At 59.5% G+C, this 19,490-nt stretch carries 21 protein-coding genes and 1 tRNA gene; 8 read left to right on the top strand and 14 right to left on the bottom strand.

Annotated features, from left to right (window positions below; translation table 11 throughout):
• The first annotated feature begins 268 nt into the window (after positions 1 to 268).
• Positions 269 to 2,128, top strand: a complete 1,860-nt coding sequence (locus APH41_RS11885) for a calcium-binding protein (protein ID WP_054919107.1) — start codon at positions 269 to 271, stop codon at positions 2,126 to 2,128.
• A gap of 154 nt (positions 2,129 to 2,282) precedes the next feature.
• Here APH41_RS11885 and APH41_RS11880 read toward each other — a convergent pair whose 3' ends face one another.
• Positions 2,283 to 2,750, bottom strand: coding sequence for a MerR family transcriptional regulator (locus APH41_RS11880; RefSeq protein ID WP_256220273.1), 468 nt, complete (start codon positions 2,748 to 2,750; stop codon positions 2,283 to 2,285).
• 94 nt (positions 2,751 to 2,844) lie between these two features.
• Between APH41_RS11880 and APH41_RS11875 the strand changes: the two genes are divergently transcribed.
• Positions 2,845 to 3,483: an NAD(P)H-dependent oxidoreductase gene (locus APH41_RS11875; protein ID WP_034127517.1), complete on the top strand. Its 639-nt coding sequence runs from the start codon at positions 2,845 to 2,847 to the stop codon at positions 3,481 to 3,483.
• A gap of 156 nt (positions 3,484 to 3,639) precedes the next feature.
• Here the strand turns inward: APH41_RS11875 and APH41_RS11870 are convergent.
• A tRNA-Leu gene (locus tag APH41_RS11870) sits at positions 3,640 to 3,726 on the bottom strand.
• A 223-nt stretch (positions 3,727 to 3,949) separates the two neighbouring features.
• Between APH41_RS11870 and APH41_RS11865 the strand changes: the two genes are divergently transcribed.
• Positions 3,950 to 4,426 (top strand): hypothetical protein, encoded by a 477-nt coding sequence (locus tag APH41_RS11865; protein ID WP_054919104.1) that lies wholly within the window; start codon positions 3,950 to 3,952, stop codon positions 4,424 to 4,426.
• A gap of 133 nt (positions 4,427 to 4,559) precedes the next feature.
• On the opposite strand, the gene APH41_RS11860 is transcribed toward APH41_RS11865, so the two are convergent.
• The gene (locus APH41_RS11860) at positions 4,560 to 5,087 is read right to left on the bottom strand and encodes a DinB family protein (protein ID WP_054897299.1); all 528 of its coding nucleotides are present in this window, start codon (positions 5,085 to 5,087) and stop codon (positions 4,560 to 4,562) included.
• 124 nt (positions 5,088 to 5,211) lie between these two features.
• Here APH41_RS11860 and APH41_RS11855 point away from each other — a divergent pair, with 124 nt between their 5' ends.
• Entirely contained in the window at positions 5,212 to 5,910 is a 699-nt protein-coding gene (locus APH41_RS11855) for a tellurite resistance TerB family protein (protein ID WP_054919192.1), read from the top strand.
• On the opposite strand, the gene APH41_RS11850 is transcribed toward APH41_RS11855, so the two are convergent.
• The 8 genes from APH41_RS11850 to APH41_RS11815 form a co-directional block, all read right to left on the bottom strand.
• The gene (locus APH41_RS11850; protein WP_054919102.1) at positions 5,907 to 6,719 is read right to left on the bottom strand and encodes a hypothetical protein; all 813 of its coding nucleotides are present in this window, start codon (positions 6,717 to 6,719) and stop codon (positions 5,907 to 5,909) included. The two genes, APH41_RS11855 and APH41_RS11850, sit on opposite strands and share 4 nt — an antisense overlap.
• An 18-nt stretch (positions 6,720 to 6,737) precedes the next feature.
• On the bottom strand, positions 6,738 to 7,085 hold the full coding sequence (locus APH41_RS11845; RefSeq protein WP_003191350.1) for a DUF2493 domain-containing protein: 348 nt from the start codon (positions 7,083 to 7,085) through the stop codon (positions 6,738 to 6,740).
• A 64-nt stretch (positions 7,086 to 7,149) separates the two neighbouring features.
• The gene (gene mgtA, locus APH41_RS11840; protein ID WP_054919100.1) at positions 7,150 to 9,864 is read right to left on the bottom strand and encodes a magnesium-translocating P-type ATPase; all 2,715 of its coding nucleotides are present in this window, start codon (positions 9,862 to 9,864) and stop codon (positions 7,150 to 7,152) included.
• 236 nt (positions 9,865 to 10,100) lie between these two features.
• Positions 10,101 to 10,394 carry a hypothetical protein gene (locus tag APH41_RS11835; RefSeq protein WP_054919099.1) on the bottom strand — a complete coding sequence of 98 codons (294 nt, stop codon included), beginning with the start codon at positions 10,392 to 10,394 and terminating at the stop codon, positions 10,101 to 10,103.
• 318 nt (positions 10,395 to 10,712) lie between these two features.
• Positions 10,713 to 11,324, bottom strand: coding sequence for a LysE family transporter (locus tag APH41_RS11830; RefSeq protein ID WP_054919097.1), 612 nt, complete (start codon positions 11,322 to 11,324; stop codon positions 10,713 to 10,715).
• 276 nt (positions 11,325 to 11,600) lie between these two features.
• A complete protein-coding gene (locus APH41_RS11825; protein ID WP_054919095.1) occupies positions 11,601 to 12,083 on the bottom strand; it encodes an arsenate reductase ArsC in 483 nt (160 codons plus the stop codon).
• Between the two features lie 11 nt (positions 12,084 to 12,094).
• Positions 12,095 to 13,378: an arsenic transporter gene (locus tag APH41_RS11820; RefSeq protein WP_054919092.1), complete on the bottom strand. Its 1,284-nt coding sequence runs from the start codon at positions 13,376 to 13,378 to the stop codon at positions 12,095 to 12,097.
• A 19-nt stretch (positions 13,379 to 13,397) separates the two neighbouring features.
• The gene (locus APH41_RS11815) at positions 13,398 to 13,754 is read right to left on the bottom strand and encodes a metalloregulator ArsR/SmtB family transcription factor (protein WP_034127507.1); all 357 of its coding nucleotides are present in this window, start codon (positions 13,752 to 13,754) and stop codon (positions 13,398 to 13,400) included.
• Between the two features lie 177 nt (positions 13,755 to 13,931).
• Between APH41_RS11815 and APH41_RS11810 the strand changes: the two genes are divergently transcribed.
• From APH41_RS11810 to APH41_RS11795, 4 genes are all read left to right on the top strand, one after another.
• A complete protein-coding gene (locus APH41_RS11810) occupies positions 13,932 to 14,147 on the top strand; it encodes a hypothetical protein (protein WP_003191339.1) in 216 nt (71 codons plus the stop codon).
• Positions 14,148 to 14,218: 71 nt separating this feature from the next.
• Positions 14,219 to 14,914 carry an AzlC family ABC transporter permease gene (locus APH41_RS11805; protein ID WP_054897293.1) on the top strand — a complete coding sequence of 232 codons (696 nt, stop codon included), beginning with the start codon at positions 14,219 to 14,221 and terminating at the stop codon, positions 14,912 to 14,914.
• Entirely contained in the window at positions 14,911 to 15,222 is a 312-nt protein-coding gene (locus APH41_RS11800; protein ID WP_014718527.1) for an AzlD domain-containing protein, read from the top strand. Before APH41_RS11805 ends, APH41_RS11800 begins: the two co-directional genes overlap by 4 nt.
• 173 nt (positions 15,223 to 15,395) lie before the next feature.
• Positions 15,396 to 15,749, top strand: a complete 354-nt coding sequence (locus APH41_RS11795; protein ID WP_054919090.1) for a hypothetical protein — start codon at positions 15,396 to 15,398, stop codon at positions 15,747 to 15,749.
• Between the two features lie 148 nt (positions 15,750 to 15,897).
• Here APH41_RS11795 and APH41_RS11790 read toward each other — a convergent pair whose 3' ends face one another.
• The 3 genes from APH41_RS11790 to APH41_RS11780 form a co-directional block, all read right to left on the bottom strand.
• Positions 15,898 to 16,602: a YoaK family protein gene (locus tag APH41_RS11790; RefSeq protein ID WP_054919088.1), complete on the bottom strand. Its 705-nt coding sequence runs from the start codon at positions 16,600 to 16,602 to the stop codon at positions 15,898 to 15,900.
• Between the two features lie 69 nt (positions 16,603 to 16,671).
• Positions 16,672 to 18,306, bottom strand: a complete 1,635-nt coding sequence (locus APH41_RS11785; protein ID WP_054919085.1) for an ABC-F family ATP-binding cassette domain-containing protein — start codon at positions 18,304 to 18,306, stop codon at positions 16,672 to 16,674.
• A gap of 124 nt (positions 18,307 to 18,430) precedes the next feature.
• On the bottom strand, positions 18,431 to 19,480 hold the full coding sequence (locus APH41_RS11780) for a DNA topoisomerase IB (protein WP_054919082.1): 1,050 nt from the start codon (positions 19,478 to 19,480) through the stop codon (positions 18,431 to 18,433).
• Positions 19,481 to 19,490: the final 10 nt, after the last annotated feature.

Raw genomic sequence — 19,490 nt, 5'->3', positions numbered from 1 at the left:
TCACCTCTTGTTCGACAAACAGCGCTTATGGCGCTTTTGTCGTCTATCTCCCCAAGTACATACACTTGTCATCCGATAGTCGGTCACTTTAACGCAGCACTTCTAGGCTAGTGTTGACGAGCTTCCTTAATGGTCAACCTCGATATTAAGCAACGAAGCAGCCTGAACAGAATGCACAACAACAACTTCAATGCATATTGTTTAGCCCGACGCATCAGGTATTACCGTTGACTTTCGGTGTTGATCGCTGGGCTCAAGGAGTACTGACATGGCTATATTCGATTACAAGGGGCAAGACGCCCGCGTCCTGATTTCAGATGCCTGGACCCTCGCCACTTACACCAGTGGTGTAGCGACCGTCGGCGCGCTCTACAACATTCCGGGGCTTGTGCTGGGCGAGGGCAACACCTTCGCGCTGCCCAAGGGCTGGCGTGAGATCGGCGCGAGCGAACTGCAGGTTGATAGCAGCCACACCGACGTCACTGGAAGTTTTACCGGCGACGGCGTCTTTGGTTCTCAAGCCAGGGTGTTTGGTCAATACGATGACAGCGGCCAATTAGTCAAAATGGGTTTTTCCATTGCCGGCACCAACTCGCCAATTGATCTGCTGGGTTGGCCGGCGATGATCGATAACTCTTATATCAACGGCTACGACTACCTGCTCAACTCAATCAAGGATTACGCCACCGGCCATAACCTGAGCGGCAAGGATGTTCTGGTCACCGGCTATAGCCAGGGTGGCTCCGTTACCAACAGTATGTATATCGGCAAGGACACTTTGGCCGACGGTTTTTTCAAGGATTCGGACTACTTTGGCATGGAGTCGCCCAAGTCCAGCAACAGCGACGGCATCTTCAACTTCGGTTTTGAAAACGATGTGGTCCACCGTCTCACGGGTCAAGAGACCAACGTGGGCAGCGCCATTATCGATGCGCTTCAAGGCAGTGATGCCAGTTACACCTCGACGACTGACAACATCGTGCTGTTCGACACAATCTACGCGCTGCCAACCTGGCCCAATGGTCCGTTCTCGATTGCCAACCTGTCAGGATGGGCCGCGCACCTGGAAGGCATTTTCATCAACCCTATCCAGCGTATCGCCCAATCGACCTTCTACGATTACATCGAGCGCGACAGCACCATCATCATCAGCAACCTCGACGCCATCAGCCGCAGCTTTACCTGGGTCAGCGACAAACAGACCGCCACCTCCAACCACTACGGCACACCGGCTTTCCTGCTGGGCACCGACAGTTCGGACAAGCTGCAGGACGGCCGCAGCGATGACTTCCTCGACGGGTTCAAGGGTGACGACAGTTTCCGGGTGAGTACCGGTACCGATATCGTCGCCGGCGGCGAAGGCAACGACAAAGTCTTCCTCAAAGGCACCGCGTCTTCCTACGAAGCGGTGAAACTCAGCGATGGCACGTTGTTTCTGAACGACAGCAGCGGCCAATATGGTCTGAAGGAATTGCACGGCGTAGAGCATGTAGAGTTCGAAACCGGCCTGGCCAACAGCCTCGGCCATGTGCCCGTGCTGGGCGGGCTCTTCGGTGGTATCGGCGAGGCCCTCACGCCGGCCTATACGGTGACCAGTGGCAAACTCGACTTCGAAGGCCTGTTCGGCGCCGATAAGGCGTATGCCAAATCCATCGAAGGCAGCCAGCTGGCCGACACCCTCAAAGGCACCGCCGCTCGCGACCTGATATTCGGCCAGAACGGCAATGACCGGCTCGACGGTGGCGCCGGCAATGACCTGCTGCACGGCGGTGAGGGCAACGACACACTGCTGGGCGGCACCGGTAACGACGCGCTGTATGGCGCCAACGGCAATGACGTCTTGATCGGCGGGCAGGGTAATGACCAACTCAGCGGTGGCGTGGGCAGCGACCTGTTTGTTTTCGACCAGCGCGGGTTCGGCCACGACGTGATCAGTGACTTCAACATTCATCAGAATGGGAAAGACCTGCTGGTGTTCGCCAAGTCGCTGTTTGCCAGCGCCGATGCTGTGCTCGGTGCGACTACCCAGCACGGCAGTGACAGCGTGATTCTGGCGGGGGACAGCAGTGTCACCCTGGTGGGGTTCAATGCGGCGCAGTTGAGTGCAGAGATGATCAGCGTGGTTTGATGCCGGATTGGTAAAGCTGGTGATAAAACCTCACAGGATCGTTGATGCTGTGGGGTTTTTTCTTGCTTATCGCTTTATAGCAATCTGTCAGTGCGAGAGGCAGCATCAGGTTTGTATTTGGTTGAGATCCAGATCTCGCAGTATTGCGCTTTCTTTACTTGCTGGTAGCCATCATGTGTTTGCTTCGCATGACTACGGCTCGATCAGGTCGTAATCGCTCCACGCTGCTTGGGCAATCCAATCCAGGTGCGATGCCCGTACGAAGGCTTTCTTCGAGGACTTCTTGCAGCATCAACAACTCCTCACGCTGCACTTTTAGCGTGGCTTCGATGTGCTGTATCTCCTCCAGGCGTACATTGATCTGTTGCAGAGTGAGGGATTTGGAGCAGCTACCGTCATGAAGGAAGAGGCCACGGATGGTGTCGAGGGAAAACCCCAGCCTTTGCGCGTGGATCACGACTTCCAAGCGTTTAATGGTGGTTTCGCTGTAATAGCGATAGTTGTTCACGTCACGCGTGGGAGCGTCCAGCAGGCCTTGCTCCTCGTAGTAGCGTATTGCTGAAGCAGCAAGGCCTGTGCGTCGCGAAATCTCGCCGATCTTCATTTTTTGCTTGACCTTCAAGTTGACTTTAATCCGCAGTATAAGCCGGAGCGCAATCCTGAAGGTATTCGGATTGGGCTGGATAAAGACCGTTGACCTACGTGGAATATGAAGAATGAGCAAAATAACCGAGTTACTGAATTGGCGTTATGCGACGAAAAGTTATGACCCGTCCAAGACCGTGCCGGCTGAAAAGCTGGAGCGAATTCTGGAAGCGGTACGACTGACGGCGACCTCGAGCGGCCTCCAGCCATTTGAATTGCTGGTGGTGACTAATCCGCACATTCGCGAAAAGATCAAGGCGGTCAGCTGGAATCAGTCCCAGGTGACCGACTGCTCTCATTTACTGGTGTTCGCCGCCTGGGATGACATAACGCCTGAGCGCGTCAACATGATGTTCGACCTGACCAATACTGTACGAGCTACTGTCAACCAGGGGTGGGAAGATTACCGTCAAATGCTCCTCGGCATAGTCGCCGAGCGTGGGCAGGAGGCCAATTATCAAGCGGCTGCGCGCCAAGCCTATATTGGACTGGGCTCGGCTTTAATCGCCGCGGCGTCCGAGCAAGTCGACGCAACGCCCATGGAAGGCTTCGATCCCTCGGCTGTCGATGAGATTCTGGGACTGGGGGCCAGGCATCTGCGCAGTGTGGTGCTCCTGCCGTTGGGGTATCGGGCAGCAGAGTCTGACTGGCTGGTAAATTTGAAAAAAGTACGGCGGTCTCGCGAAAACTTCGTCACTGAAATCAACTAGGGAGACCGTGCAGCCGCCCCACATTGCGGCAGTAGTGGGGTGGCGCTTCATGGGCCGAACGGATTGTGTTCGGTCGGCAGGACGCCGCTGATGAGAATTGCGGAGCAGAAAAGATAAGGGCCTGCCCAGGTTTCCCTGGCAAGCCCTTGATATCTATGGTGCCCGAACCCGGAATCGAACCGGGACGCCCTTACGAGCGGGGGATTTTAAGTCCCATGCGTCTACCAGTTTCGCCATTCGGGCGGTAGCGCGGTGTAACAGGGTTGGGAATATATAGATCCAGCCGCTTCAGCGCAACCTCCCAGCCGGTTTTCCCGCATAAAGATGCGCAGAAAAAAACGTGGCAGATCAGTGATCTACATGACCTTTGTGCCAAGTCCTGATGAACGCTCGCAACCCAGGAACAAGCCCCATAAATGACAGTCATAGCGATATGCCATTTCGGCATTTCGCAGGGAGTCGTTTGATGCTCAGTATCCGTAAGCAGGCTTGGATCATGGCCGCAGGTGTAGCGGGGTTGTTGGGCACTGGCGCGTTCAGCTCGGCGCAGGCGGGGAGGGCGGTGCAGTGGGGCGAATTTAGTGCGTCGTCTTCAGACAAGTTGACGGCCGGCTCGATGGACGTGGGCGGTGCCTATGTGTTGAAGCCGTCGGGTGTTTCCGTGGGGGATGTCGAGGCGCTGCAAGCTGGGCAAAAACAGAGTCAAAGCGAACTGCAAAGCTTGAAAAGCAAAGTAGAGGGGCAGGAGCGTGCGTTTGATGAGTTCAAGCGCAAGGACGGTTCGAGTGCCAGTAGCAGTGACAGTCAGTTGTCGAGTCTCAAGCGTACGGTGGATGAGCAGAAGAGCACGATAGAGCGGCAGAAAAGCGAGATCGACGGTCTCAAGCGCAGCCTGGATGATTTGAAGCGCAGCGTGGAGACCTTGAGCAGCAAGGTGAAGTGACAGCACTGATGCTGTGGGCAATATAGGGCAACTGTGGGAGCTGGCTTGCCTGCGATAGCGATGTGTCAGTCACAGGTATGAACCTGTTACACCATCGCAGGCAAGCCAGCTCCCACATTGACCGTGTCGGCCTTCAGTCAATCAGTGCCAGCAAGTCGGTGACCCCCACGTCCACACCCGCCTGGCTCAGCAGTGTCGTCACCTGGCCGCGGTGATGAGTCTGGTGGTTGAAAAAGTGCACCAGCAAACCGAAGAAGGGTTTCTCGGCGGCCACGCCGCGCATGTTGTGATAACGCAGGCGTTGGTCGAGGTGGGGCTCTTGCAGGCTGTGGGCCCAATCGATGATGAGTTGATCCAGCCAGGCGCGATGGGCCGCTAGTTCTGCAAGGCTGGCGAAGGCCAGTTGCTTGAGGTCGCCGGGCGTGGCAACCCCGTTCAGCGGCGCCAAGGCCGCAAAGTTGGCCGGGTGTTCGGCGAAGCGCTTGAGCCAGACGGTGTCACCCAGCATCAGGTGGTTCAAGGTGCCGAAGATCGAACCGAAAAACGCTTGGCGGTCCAGGGTCAACTGCGCGTGCGTCAGGGCGGCGGCGGCGTCGTAGACCTTGCGGTTCATCCATTGGTTATAGGTGGCCATCAGCGCAATGTGCTCGATGCGGTTCACCGCGGTTCTCCCTTCTTGGCGTGATGGCGCCATCATAAAGCTTGCCCGCCCGACGGTCATGGTGTTCCATCGCGGGAGGACTATGTTTGATCAATGCCACTATTGCGCCCCGGAGGGCGACACCATGAATACCAGCGATCTACTGGAACAACTGTTGCGTGCAGGGCAGCAAGGCGGCGGGGCTTCGGGCGGCGGCCTGGGCGGGTTGCTTGGAGGGTTGTTGAAGGGCGCCGGCACCGGCAATGCGTCTGCGGCGGGTGGCGGTTTGGGTGGTTTATTAGGTGGCCTGGGCGGCTTGTTGGGCGGCGCTCCGGCAGGTGGTACTACCCAGACGCGCAGCGGCGGTGGGATGAACTACGCGGCGCTGGCGTCCCTGGGGATGGCGGCCTTCCAGGCGTATCAAGCCTGGCAACGCCAACAGGCTTCGGCACCGCAGCAAGCTATCCAGACCGTTGACCAGCTTGAAGGGCCTGAAGCCGAAGCCCATAGCCACGGCGTACTGCGTGCGTTGATCGCGGCGGCCAAGGCCGATGGCAAAATCGATGCGCAAGAGCAGCAGATTATTTCTGCCGAGATCGGCCGTCATACCGACGACCCACAACTGCAGCAGTGGCTCGACGCCGAAGTCGCCAAGCCCCTGGATGCCGCCGATTTTGCCGAGTATGCCAATGACCCCGCACTCGCTGCGGAGATTTACCTGGCGAGCGTGATGCTGGTCAATGATCAGCAGGACGCCGAGCGCAATTACCTCGACGACCTGGCCGGTCAGTTGCAAATCGATCCGCAATTGCAGCTGCATCTGGAGCAGCAGGCCAAAGCCTAGAACCTCAGCGTCGCCCCAGTGGTCAGCCACTGGGCGCGATCGCCAATCAGGCTGCGCCCGACCAGCAGGTCCACGTCAACAAATTCACCAATGTGCAAACGCGGCCCAGCCTGCCAGGCCTGTTCGCCGCCTTCCTGGCCATACCGCTCGCCAATCAGCGTGAGCTTCTCTGCCAACTGATATTCGAACCCCGTGCCCCAGGTCAGGCGATGTTGTTGATCACCGTCGTTGTAGGCGTGGCTCCAGCCGGCGTTCAGGTTCAGGCGCAATGCATCCAGGGGTTGCCATGTCAGGGGGATGTTCAGGTCTGCGCCGTCAAGCCCGTGATGGCGATCCAGCGCGACATGCGCCCCGACAGCAATCGCCAGTTCCAAGCCCACGTCTTGCCGTGACAGCACCTGCACCTTGGCTTGCGGGCTGATCTGCGTCTCGCCTTTGCCTGCATCCACGGCCCGTGACAACGCGGCGCCCCATTGCACGGCGGGCATGGCGCTGAACGTGCAGGCGGGCGACAAGGTGCCGTTATGGGTACTGCCCGCGTGCCGCTGGGCGCTGTACCAGGCGTCGACATTGCATTCACCCGGCGTGTTGATCGCGCCGTCGTCAACCACATAAGCGCCGCCTGCGGCTTGGGCTTTTGAAATCAACGCGGCCACCAGGACAAGGCCCAGGATCACGCCGATAAAGATCAGGTTGCGCTGCAATGCGCGGCGCTTTGCTGGCGGCAGTAACAGCAGGGTGTGGCGAGAGTGGCGTGCGCGATATTTGGCAAACCCGTCGCGGCGTGCCGGCGTGTGTTTTTTGTGCATGATGCACCTCGCTTGAGTTCAGCTTTCTACGGTCAGCACCGAAATGCCGCTGGCTTTGGCCTGGCAAACCAGCTCCGAGGTATCGTCACCGCCCGGCAGGGCAATGATCAGATCGGGGCGGCTGTCGGCCAGCATGAAGTGATTGCGCTGGCGTTCCGCCTGTTTGCCATGGCGCTGCCAATTGGGTGGATAACGCACCACGTCGATACCGATTTCCCGGGCCCATTCCTCGATCTCACTGCCCAGGAACTGGTTGCCGCCGTGGATCAGTACCTGCACCGGGCGCAGGCGGTGGTAAGCGTCCAGCACATGGCGGGACTTTTTGGTGTCGGCGTAATGACGACCTGCACAGATCAACACGCGCATGAGCAAATCCTTGTATTGCACGCAGGCGACCGGGCGGCCGCCTGCGTTTGAACGGCGGGGAGGGTCAGTACCACTGCTTGAAGCGGCGGATGTAGATCGTCTTCATCAGTTGGGCGACGCAGCAGTAAGCCAGCAAGGTGCCCACCAGCCATGGGAAGTACGCCAGCGGCAGCGGTTGCAGGCCCACCAGGGTGCCCAGCGGTGAGAACGGCACATAGATGCCCAGGGCGATCACGATGCAGGTCATCATCAACACCGGCCAGGCGGCCGTGCTCTGGAAGAACGGGATCTTGCGGGTGCGCAGCATATGCACCACCAGGGTTTGCGAGAGCAGCCCTTCGATAAACCAGCCGGACTGGAACAGCGTCTGCATTTCCACACTGTTGGCCGAGAACACGTACCACATCAGCGCAAAGGTGGTGATGTCGAAGATCGACGAGGTCGGCCCGATCCAGATCATGAAGCGGCCGATGTTTTTCGCATCCCACTTGCGTGGCTTGGCCAGGTATTCCTTGTCCATCTTGTCCCACGGCAGGGCCAGTTGGGAGATGTCGTACATCAGGTTCTGCAGCAGCAGATGGATCGCCAGCATCGGCATGAACGGGATGAACGCACTGGCCACCAGCACCGAGAACACATTGCCGAAGTTGGAGCTGGCAGTCATGTTCAGGTACTTCATGATATTGCCGAAGGTTTCGCGCCCTTTGAGCACGCCTTCTTCCAGCACCATCAGGCTCTTTTCCAGCAGGATGATGTCGGCCGACTCCTTGGCGATATCTGTGCCGCTGTCCACCGAAATTCCCACGTCGGCATCCCGCAGCGCCGGTGCATCGTTGATGCCATCGCCGAGAAAGCCCACCGTATGGCCGTTGGCTTGCAGCGCCTTGAGCACGCGGGATTTTTGCAGCGGTGTCAGCTTGGCGAACACCGTGCGTTCTTCGACGCGGCGCAGCAGGGTAGCGTCGTCCATCGCTTCGATTTCCACACCCAGCAGCGGCTGTCCGGGTTCCAGGCCAACCTGGCGGCAGATCTTGCTGGTTACCACGGCGTTGTCGCCGGTCAACACCTTGATCGCCACGCCAATCTGTTGCAGCGCCGCAATGGCCGGGCCTGCGGTTTCCTTCGGTGGGTCCAGGAACGTCAGGAAGCCCTGGATCACCAGGTTGCGTTCGTCGCTGGTGGTGTACTGCTGGCGTGCCAGCGCTTTAGGGATATTGCGGGTCGCTACCACCAGCACGCGGAAACCGTCTTCGTTGTAATCATTGGCGAGCGCCAGTAGCGCCTCACGACGGCGGTCATCCAGGGGCAAGGCTTCGCCGGCCTCCATGACATGGGTAGAAATGCTCAGCATCTCTTCCACCGCGCCCTTGCATACCAGCAACTGATCACCGGCGGCATCCTTGACCACGATCGACAGGCGACGACGGACAAAGTCGAACGGCAATTCATCGACCTTGCTGTAGGCAAACGGCACCTGGAACTTGGGGTTCTGTTCCGAGAACTGCACCACGGCCTGGTCCATCAGGTTCTTCATGCCGCTCTGGTGGAAGCTGTTGAGCCAGGCCAGGGACAGCACGGCGTCATCGCGCTGGCCGAAGGCATTGACGTGATGTTCGAGGATGATCTTGTCCTGGGTGAGGGTGCCGGTCTTGTCGGTGCACAGCACGTCCATCGAACCGAAGTTCTGGATCGCATTGAGGCGCTTGACCACCACTTTGCGCTTGGCCATGGCCGTGGCGCCCTTGGCCAGGTTGGCGCTGACGATCATCGGCAGCATTTCCGGGGTAAGGCCGACGGCTACCGCCAGGGCAAACAGGAAGGCATCGCCCCAATCGCCCTTGGAGAAGCCGTTGAGGAAAAACACGATGGGTACCATCACCAGCATGAAGCGGATCAGCAGCCAGCTGACACTGTTCACGCCCCGGTCGAAGGCGGTTTGCACCCGCGAGCCGACAATCGCCTTGGCCAGGGAGCCAAAGTAGGTGCGCGGCCCCGTTGCCACCACCACTGCTTTAGCGCGGCCGCTGACCACGTTGGTGCCCATGAAGCAGATGTTCGGCAGGTCCAGCAGGTTGCTCTGGTCGGCGGCCAGGGTAGAGGCGGATTTTTGCGTGACATCGCCCAGGGTGTCGTACTTCTCCACGGGCAAGGCTTCGCCGGTCAGCACGGCCTGGCTGATAAACAGGTCGCGGGACTCGATCAGGCGGATATCGGCGGGGATCATGTCGCCGGCTGACAGCTGCACGATGTCGCCGGCCACCAGGTCGCGCATCGGCACTTCGCGCAAGAACGGCTGGGCGCCAACCTGCTCGCGGCGCAGCACGGTGGCGGTGGTGCGTACCATGGCCTTGAGGGCTTCTGCGGATTTGGCCGAGCGGTGTTCTTGCCAGAAACGCAGCAGGCTGCTGAGCAACACCATGGTCATGATGATGATGACTTTGGTCAGGTCGACTTCTTCACCTGCCTGAAGTGGCAACCAATAGTCGGTGACAAAGCTGATACCGCCCAGGGTCAACAGTACGTAGATGAAGGGGTTGTTCAGTGCCTGCAGGAACTGGACGATGGCGTGTGGCGGCTTGTCATGGGCCACTTCGTTATAGCCTTCGCGTTGCAGGCGCGCCGAGGCGTCCAGTTCGGTCAGGCCGTCCTGGGTGGCCCGTACATTGGCGAGGGTGGCCGCCAGGCCATTGTGGGCTTCGCGGGCGGCACGCATCGACAGCCTGGTGTCGGGGGCGGTGCCATTTTTCTTGTGCAGAGGCGTGTTTTTTACGGCGCTCATTGTCTGTACTCCTGTCGCCAATTCTCGACAAAACATACCCTCTACTTACCTGCAGGCAGGCGAGCGAAAGCATGCCGAGCCGCGGACTTCGCGATCGGTTCAAATAAAGTATTCACATAACTTCTGAAGGGCCCGCTAACAGCAAGTTAGTTAACTAGCGTGCAGCAGGCTACTACTGGACGTGTTCATAAAGAACTCCAGGGTCATCAATAAGAAAGTTGCTGTTTCCAGCGAGGTCAGGCGGCGCGAGTACTCAGGTAGAAACCGAGCATCAAGCGCGCTTGCGCCAGGCAGGAAACCTGGGGTCTCTGCGGGTCTTGAGGGTCGGCATGATCCCAGTGCTGCACCAGGTGGCCGCTTTCAGGGCAGATACGCCAGTGCGCCAGCGGCGGGGCTGGGCGCACTTGAGGGGAGGGTGTGACAAAGGTCGAGCGGGTTGGCGAAAAGCCCGCCGGCGCTCGGCACAGCTTGGCGCGCAGGGCTGCGACCAGTGTGCGCGTATCAGGCAAAACAAGGAGTTGGAAGGTCATAACACACCTCGGGACCGGACGGGCGACCGGTGAGGCAGTTACGGTGGAGCATCAAGCTCTAGCGCAGCTTACCGGACCTGGAACGCGAGTCCTGTCATATTCTGGGTTTGGCGCCCGATGCCCGCAAAGGCGGTGCTCGGACAGCGACTAGATACTGTGTCCATTGGCTTCTTTTGTGAGGTTTAAAAAAGGCCCCAGTTGCGGGCACGGGCAATCTACTCAGGGCGTCAGTGAATGTCAACGTATGATTAATTAAATTAACCAGTGTTCAGAGTTTGTTCAGACAAGAGGCGCGCGTAAGTTGTGGGTTGAATAACTTCATACACCTTGCGCGGCGAGGAGTGCCAGATAGATCAATACTAAACCGCAGGCCGCATAACTCGCACGCTGCCAAGTCGGTGATGCGTTCTTGCGTAGCAGGTTCACCAAGGCGGCGGTAAGAAAACACGAGAGTACCGACGCCAGCATGAAGCCGGCAAAAAACATCAGGGTCTGCCCGTGACTGGGGGTGGTGCCGACAATCCCCGACAGTGCGCTGCCCAAGGCGCCCCAGTAGACGATGTTTTTCGGATTAGCCAAGGAAATCGCCGCGCCCACCGCCAACGCATTTTTGCCTGAGCTGGCAGGGGCATTGTCCATTGCCGGTAACTGCCAGGCATCAATCAGGCTGCGAATGCCCAGCCAGGCCAGGTACAGCGCGCAGACGATTGTAAGTGGAACCCGCACTGCATCATGCTGGATCAGCAGTGCGATACCGGTGAGGCCAATCACGGCCCAGACGGCGTCGCCCACCAGTGAGCCGAACTGCACCAGCAACGCCGGCGTGAAGCCATGGAGCAAGCCGCGGCGCAGAGTCTCTGCCAGCACGGCGCCGGGGGAAAGGCAAAATACAAAACCGAATACCAGCGCATAGACAAAGATCGACAGCATGCTCAGTTCCTTTCGAGAAAGTGCCAGAGCATACGTCAGTCCGAGAGAGGGATACCACGCCCTCTGTAGGAACGCCCGCGATGGCGGCGCGTCAGCGACTGAATCTTCAACTGAACCACCGCTATCGCAGGCAAGCCAGCTCCCACACTGGCCATGCATTGCCCACAGGATCAGCGCCCCCTGTAGGAGCGAGCTTGCTCGCGAAAAGCGTCAACGATAACGTGCGTTTCCTGAATGACCGCGGTGCCTATGAGTTTTTCGCGAGCAAGCTCGCTCCTACACAGGCTGCGGCGTTAAGGCAATGCGATGGAGTTCAACCTTCAATTCATCCGGCGATAGACGTGCAAAGGGCAGCGCAAAAAACGCCTCGCAGCGTGCGGTGATAATGTCGAGGGTGGCCTTGAATGCAGCCTCTACTTGCGCCTCGTCACCCTGCACTTCGGAAGGGTCCTCCAGGCCCCAATGCGTCTTCACCGCTGGGCCGAAATATACGGGGCACGCTTCACCGGCTGCTTTATCGCACACGGTGATGACCACATCCGGCGGGCTGTCTTGAAAGGCCTCATTGCCCTTGCTGTACAAACCTTCGATGCTGATGCCCGCCGCCTGCAGCGTGCTCAGGCTACGGGGCAACACCTGGCCCTTGGGAAAACTGCCGGCGCTGATCGCTTCAAAGCCCGGCGGCGCCAGGTGGTTGAACATCGCTTCGGACAAGATGCTGCGGCAACTGTTGGCGGTACACATGAACAGCACTTTCATTGCAGTCTCCTTTAGATGCTCAGGCGCAAGGCGAGGGCGGCGAGGGTGACCAGCAGGACGGGCAGGGTCAGCACGATCCCGACCTTGAAGTAGTAACCCCAGGTGATGGTGATGCCTTTGCGTGCCAGGATATGCAACCACAACAAGGTGGCCAGGCTGCCGATGGGGGTGATTTTCGGGCCCAGGTCGCTGCCGATCACATTGGCGTAGATCATCGCGTCCTTGACCACGCCCACGGCATGGCTGGACTCGATGGACAACGCGCCAATCAGCACGGTCGGCAGGTTATTCATGGCTGATGAGAGCAGCGCTGTCAGCACCCCGGTGCCCATGGCCGCGCCCCACACACCATAGGTGGCGAAGGTGTCAAGCCAGGTGGCCAGGTAGTCGGTCAGGCCGGCGTTACGCAGGCCATAGACCACCAGGTACATGCCCAGGGAAAAAATCACGATCTGCCACGGGGCTTCCTTGAGGACTTTACGCGTGGAAATTTGATGACCTTTGGCAGCAATCACCAGCAGCAGTACCGCACAGAACGCGGAGATCGCACTGATGGGAATGCCCAATGGTTCCAGAGCGAAACAGCCGACCAGCAAAATACCGAGTACCCACCAGCCGGCACGAAAGGTCGCACGGTCATGGATGGCACTGGCGGGATCTTCCAGGTCGGACGGGTTGTAGGTCTGCGGAATATCCCGGCGGAAAAACCACAGCAGCACCGCGAGCGTGGCGGCGACACTGACCAGGTTCACCGGCACCATCACCGCGGCGTATTCGTTGAAGCCAATCTTGAAATAGTCCGCCGAGACGATATTCACCAGGTTCGACACCACCAGCGGCAGGCTCGCCGTGTCGGCGATAAACCCTGCGCCCATGACGAAGGCCAGGGTCGCCGCCGGGGAAAAGCGCAAGGCCAGCAGCATCGACATCACGATAGGCGTCAGGATCAACGCCGCACCGTCGTTGGCAAACAGCGCCGATACCAGCGCACCCAGCAACACCATATAGGCAAACAACCGCCGGCCGCGGCCACGCCCCCAGCGCGCCACATGCAGCGCCGTCCAGGCGAAGAAACCGGCTTCGTCCAGCAACAGGCTGATGATGATCAGCGCGACGAAGGTGCCGGTGGCGTTCCAGATGATGTGCCACACCGCCGGGATGTCCGCCAGGCTGATCACCCCGCAGGCCAGGGCCAGGATCGCGCCCAGTGTGGCACTCCAGCCGACGCCCAGGCCCTTGGGTTGCCAGATGACCAGCACGATGGTGACGAGGAAAATCGCAATTGCGACAAGCATGAATAAACGCTCCGATGGCTCAGCAGCAGGTGCTGGCCCGTTGTGGTCTGTCGCCCATTGCATTCAGACGCAGTGCGTCATCCTGCAACCATGGCTGGTTGGCTTGCAGAGTGGTATCCAGCACCTGAGTAACCCAGGCGGGCAGTGCCGGATTGATGCGGTAGTAGATCCATTGCCCTTGACGTCGGTCCACCAGTAGCCCGCAACTGCGCAATTGCGCGAGATGGCGGGAGATTTTTGGCTGGCTGTCGTCCAAGGCATGGATCAACTCACACACGCAAAGTTCGCCCTCGCGCAGGATCAGTAAGGTCACCCGTGCACGGGTGGCATCGGCCAGGCACTTGAACAGGGTGGGAGGAGAGAAGAGGTCTGACATGGTCAAGGACTTTTCAAGTAGAGATATTTGAATATACGTATTTGCATATATACAGGTCAAATCTTGTTTCAATTGATATGGATCAAAACCCTTTGAAAGCGCCACAACTGTTTGAAATTAAAATGAAACACAAATGTCCTAACGTGCCTGCCCATTGCTGATGAAGGAAGACCCCGCGTGACCCGAGCCACCCGCAACCTGCGCAAGACCCTGGATTCCGTCGCGGAAAATAACGAAACCGCGGCCTTCGACCTGATGCGCGCCGTGGAAAAACTCGGCGATGAAGTGCTGCGCCAGCGCCTGCTCAATACCATCCACCGGCTGAACCAGGATGCGTATGAATTGCGCGAAGCCCGGGATTCGGTGGAGCAGGTTTCGGTAAAGCTCGCCTGAGCAAGATCGTTCAAGACAAGCTTTCGTTCGTGCTGGCATGCTTGTCGACTGTCTGTCGATGAGCCGCTTCCATGCCCACTGCATTACCTCATTACGCCTTCACCCGCGGCGCCATCGCCGTCATTCCCTTATCCCTGGCCTGTGCGCCCTGGGGGTTGCTGGCCGGCTCCATGGCCATCGACGCGCAATTTACCCCGCTGCAAGCCCAAGGCTTGTCTGCCATTGTGTTTGCCGGTGCCGCTCAACTGGTGGCCATCGGCATGGTCAAGAGCGGTGCCAGCCTGATTTCCATCGTGCTGACCACCTTGCTGCTCACATCCCAGCATCTGCTCTATGGCATGCACATGCGTCCTACGCTGTCTTCGCTCAACACCCGTTGGCGCATGAGCCTGGGGTTCTTGTTGACCGATGAATTCTTTGCCCTGGTCAACCACTACGACCGCGAGACCTTCAATCGCTGGTACGCCTTGGGCGTCGGCCTGACGTTTTACCTGGTCTGGAACCTCTTCACCCTCGCCGGCATTGTGCTGGGCAAAAGCATTCCCGGCCTTGATCAATTGGGGCTGGAGTTCTCGATTGCTGCGACCTTTATTGCCTTGATCACCCCCGTGGTGCGCGACGTGCCCACGGTGGTATGCGTTGCCGTGGCACTGCTGAGCTCGGTCTGGTTGAGTTATCTGCACTGGGAGTCGGCGGTGGTGGTCTCGGGTGTGTTGGGGATGAGCGCGGGGTTTGCCTGTAAACGGCTGGGAGTGGGGCAACGATGATTTACCTGATGATTGTGGCCATGGGCCTGGTGGTGTTCTTCAACCGTTACCTGTTTATCGAACCACGCTTGCCGGTACGGCTCAATCGCGGTGCGCGTGAATTTCTGGGCTTCGCCGTGCCGGGCATGCTCACCGCGATCTGCGGGCCGATTATTTTCCTGGCTGACCATCGGCTTAACCTGAGCCCGAGCAACCCTTACCTGCTGGCCGGCATCTGCGCAGTGGCGTTGATGTACTGGACGCGCAGCGTGTTGACCACCGTGCTATTGAGCATGGCGCTGTTCTATCTGTTCCGTTGGTGGTTTTGATACCCAGGCAAAAAAAAAGCCCGCGGGGTGGCGGGCAGAAGGGAGACTTCTAAAAAATGAGCCTGGCCACTATAGGCGGCGTGTTTACCCTTCACAGTGAAACAAAGTTCATGGGCGCGTCAGTTGGCAGACGCACAGTGGTAGAGTCACGGTTTTTCCAAGGAAGCAATGGCATGCACAAAGTGGTAATGGGCGCATTGATACTGGCGGTACTGACCGGTTGCGCCGGTTCGAAAATGAAAGAAGCGCGCGCAGGCAGCCCCTACAAGACCTTGGCATCAGACAAGGCCACTCTGGTCGTTGCCCAGTGCATCCAGTTCGGCTGGCAGGATGAAAGCGTGTTCGGCGTCGATGCTGGCGGCTTCAAGGAAGCGACCGAGGCGGATGGTTTTACGGTGTATACCACCGGTGGCGATTACTTTGTCGATGTACTCAGCACCGGCGCGGGTTCTACGGTCAACTACTATGCAGCACAGGACAATATGCCGGCCAAACGTCGCCTGGCAGCACTGGCCACTTGTCTGTAAGTCGGTTGCCTTAGCCATATTCCGAAACGCCTGGCGGGACAGCCGCTGGGCATTGGCCTATGATTCACGTGCTCGTTCGACGTGATGGCTCTTTACCGGTACACGGATGTCGAGGCTTAAACGTCGAACGAGCTCCTCCACCCCAACCTCACCGGGGCATGAAACCCAAGTGCCAGCGTCGCGGAATCAACAGTGTCGCCACCCCCAGGGCCGCAGCCAACGCACCACTGACCCACAATGCGCGCAGGCCCATCTGCTGTTCCAGCAGTGCACCGATCACAGCGCCAATGAACATCCCGCCCCACGGAATCAATTGCACGCGCCAGCCATTGCGGCGCTCGCCCAATAACCAACGGCCCAGCCCGCGACCAAAGCGTGACAGCGCCCCGGTGACGTAGGTCAGCCCCACCGGCAGCCCGTTCACCTCCTCGACGGCCGCGTTGAGCATGCCCATGGCAATGATAGCCGCGAGCAAAGCGGGCAAGGTGTCGGTCGATGGCCACAACGCCGCAGCGCAGAGCAAGGCGCCGATGCACAGTAATAAGGGCAACGCATGGCGCTTGCTGAAACGGCTGACCAGCACGCCCAAGGCATTGCCGACCACGAAGGTGGCGACCAGCAATACCAGGCGCCCGGTGAGCCCCAGGTCGCCCGCACTGATGGCCACCGCCAGGCGCGTGGTGTTACCACTCATGAACGAGACGAAATCGCCGCTGGCCATAAAACCGATCGCATCGGTCATGCCCGCCAGCACCGACAGGCAGGCCACCAGCATCAAGCCCACGCGCCCGCGCCAGCGCTGACGACGGGCGAGCGTGGCATTGGTGTAAGGCTTGCGGGACGAAGGCAGCATGGGGCTGGTTTCCTCGGTGAGATTATCCGGCCACTACCGTAGGGCGCTTTGCCTGTCCGCGCAATGACCTCAGACACGCTCCAGTTGCCAGCCGGTGGCGTGCCACGTCAGATGGTGAGTCGGCTCGATCGCCTGCAAGAATGCCTCGTCGTGTGATACGGCCAGCAGCGCGCCGGTAAACCCCTTCAAAGCCTGCTCAAACGCTAGCACTGACTCCAGGTCCAGGTGGTTGCTGGGTTCATCCAACAACAGTAATTGCGCCGGTGTATCACGCCACAAGGCCAGGGCCATCGCGGCTTTCAAGCGCTCGCCGCCGCTGAGTTGCCCTGCCGGCTGCGTAACCCGCAGCGCGTCCAGCTGCAAAAACGCCAGACGTGTGCGCAGTTCGGCTTCGGCCAGCGGCGTGTCGAGCAGGTTGAGTTGCTCGACAAGGCTGCGCCGGTCGTCCAGCAGCGCCAGGTGCTGATCAATGTACGCACTGGGCACCGCTACGCTGCACTTGCCACTGACCGCCTGCCAGTGGCCGGCCAGCAGTTTGAGCAAGGTCGATTTGCCGCAACCGTTCGGCCCACGCACGGCAACGCGAGCCGGGCCCGTCAGGTTGAGCGTCAGGTAGCTGACGGGCGCCAGGGGATCGAGCCAGGGCAATTGCGCCTGCTCCAGCACCAGTACCTGGCGGCCATTGGGGACCGTCGAGCCTGATAATGCGAGCAGTGTGGGCGTCTCATCCGCCACGCGCTCGTAAGCCTGGCGCACCTGGGCGTCGAGTTGGTTTTTGCACGCATGATGGGCGCTACGCACGCTGCTGACGATCTCCTTTGCTGCGCTTTTCCAGCGCGCCTTGGTAAAACGGTCGACGTTGGCGGTCTCGGCCTGTTTACGTGCGCGTGCGGCATGGCGCTGCAGGTCGTCGTGGTCTTTTTGCAGACGCCGACGCTCACGGCTGCGGGCCAGACGCGCCTGTTCCCACGCAGCAATCGCGGCCTGCTGGTGAGTATCGCGTTGCTGGCGATAGGCGTCGTAGTTGCCGCCGTAGACCTGAATGCCAAGGGGCGAAAGCTCAATGATGCGACCCATGACGTTGAGCAACTGTCGATCATGGCTGACCACCACCAGGCCACCTCGCCAATCGCGCAACACACGCAACAGCCAATCGCGCCCGGCAGCATCAAGGTGGTTACTGGGCTCATCCAGAATCAGCAACTGCGGCGCAGCCAACAACGCCCCGATCAGCGCGACCCTGGCGAGTTGGCCACCGCTGAGTTGATCGGCCGGGGTACTGGCACTGAGGGTCTGCAAACCCGCTGCATCCAGTGCCTGGCGCAGGCGCTCGGCGAGGTCCCAGCGATCGTCGATCAGCTCCAGGTCACCGAGGCGTGCATCGCCCTGGGCCATACGTGCAAGGGCAGCCAAGGCTGCGGCAGTTGCGGTGATATCGGCGATGGTTTGCCCTGGTTGAGCCGTGATGGCCTGGGGCACATAGGCAACATGGGCCGGTTTTTTCAACGTGCCGGAGGAGGGCAGCAGCACGCCGGCCATCAACTTGGCCAGGATACTTTTGCCCCGTCCATTGCGCCCGACGATACCGGTAGGCGTTTGATCAATGGACAGGTTCACGTCGGCCAGCAAGGTTTCGCCATTGGCGAACTGGAAAGACAGGTGTTGCAGGGAAACAAGAGCGGGCAGCCGTTTGACGTCAGTCATCAGCACCTCCAAAAAAATGTCGAACAGGCCAACAAGCGCGCCAGGCGGCTCGTTGCAGATACATTTTGGAAGGCTTAGATGTTCACGTCGGCGGTCATCCCGTGAGTCAGAAGGGAGGCAGAGCCTAACCCACCTTAACTTTGTGCGGCAAGTCTTCGGCCAGTTTTTCCAGGAACATCGCCAGCGCGACTTCTTCGGCTTTCAAGCCTTTGCGCACCCGCGGCTTGGGCAACTTCGACAATTCGCCGAGGCTGAAATGCTCGAGCACCGCCGGGTGGATATAGCACTTGCGGCACACCGCCGGCGTGTTGCCCAACTGCCTGGCGACATCCTTGACCATCGCCACCACATGCCGCTTGGCGTCGGATTCGGGCTGCCACGCCAACTCGCGCAATACTGCCAGCGCCATTGCTGTACCAGCCCAGGTGCGGTAGTCCTTGGCGGTAAAGTCTTCGCCGGTCAGGCTGTGCAGGTAGTCGTTGACGTCCTGGGAGCTGACGGTATGCCGCTCACCGTCTTCGTCCAGGTACTGGAACAGGTTTTGCCCTGGCAATTCCATGCAACGCTTGACCACCCGGGCCAGGCGCCGATCCTTGACGCTGACTTGGTGCTCCACGCCACTCTTGCCACGAAACTGGAACTGGATCTCACTGCCCTTGATGTCCACATGGCGGTTGCGCAAGGTGGTCAGCCCGTAGGATTTGTTTTCACGGGCATATTGGGTATTGCCGACGCGGATCAGCGTGGCGTCCAGCAACATCACCACCGTGGCCAACACCTTTTCGCGGGTAAACCCCGGCTCGGCGATTTGAGCTTCGAGCTGTTTGCGCAATTTGGGCAACGCGGCGCCAAAAGCCTGCAAGCGCGAGTACTTGTCGCTGTCGCGCACCTCGCGCCAGCGTGGGTGGTAACGGTATTGCTTGCGGCCACGGGCGTCGCGGCCGGTGGCTTGCAGGTGGCCGCGAGGGTCGGCACAGATCCACACGTCGGTGTAGGCGGGCGGCACCGCCAAGGCGTTCAGGCGTTTTATTTCGTCCGCGTCGGTAATGCGCTCGCCCTTGGCGTTCAGATACTGGAACTTGCCTCGCACTTTTTTACGGCGGATGCCGGGCTGGGTGTCATCCACATAATGCAGGTCGCGGGGCAGGTCGGCGGGTAGCGAAGAGTCAGGCATGGGGCGGGTT

The sequence above is a fragment of the Pseudomonas sp. NBRC 111138 genome, assembly GCF_001320835.1.
Lineage (GTDB): Bacteria > Pseudomonadota > Gammaproteobacteria > Pseudomonadales > Pseudomonadaceae > Aquipseudomonas > Aquipseudomonas paracarnis.
This window is presented reverse-complemented; position numbering and strand designations above follow the sequence as displayed.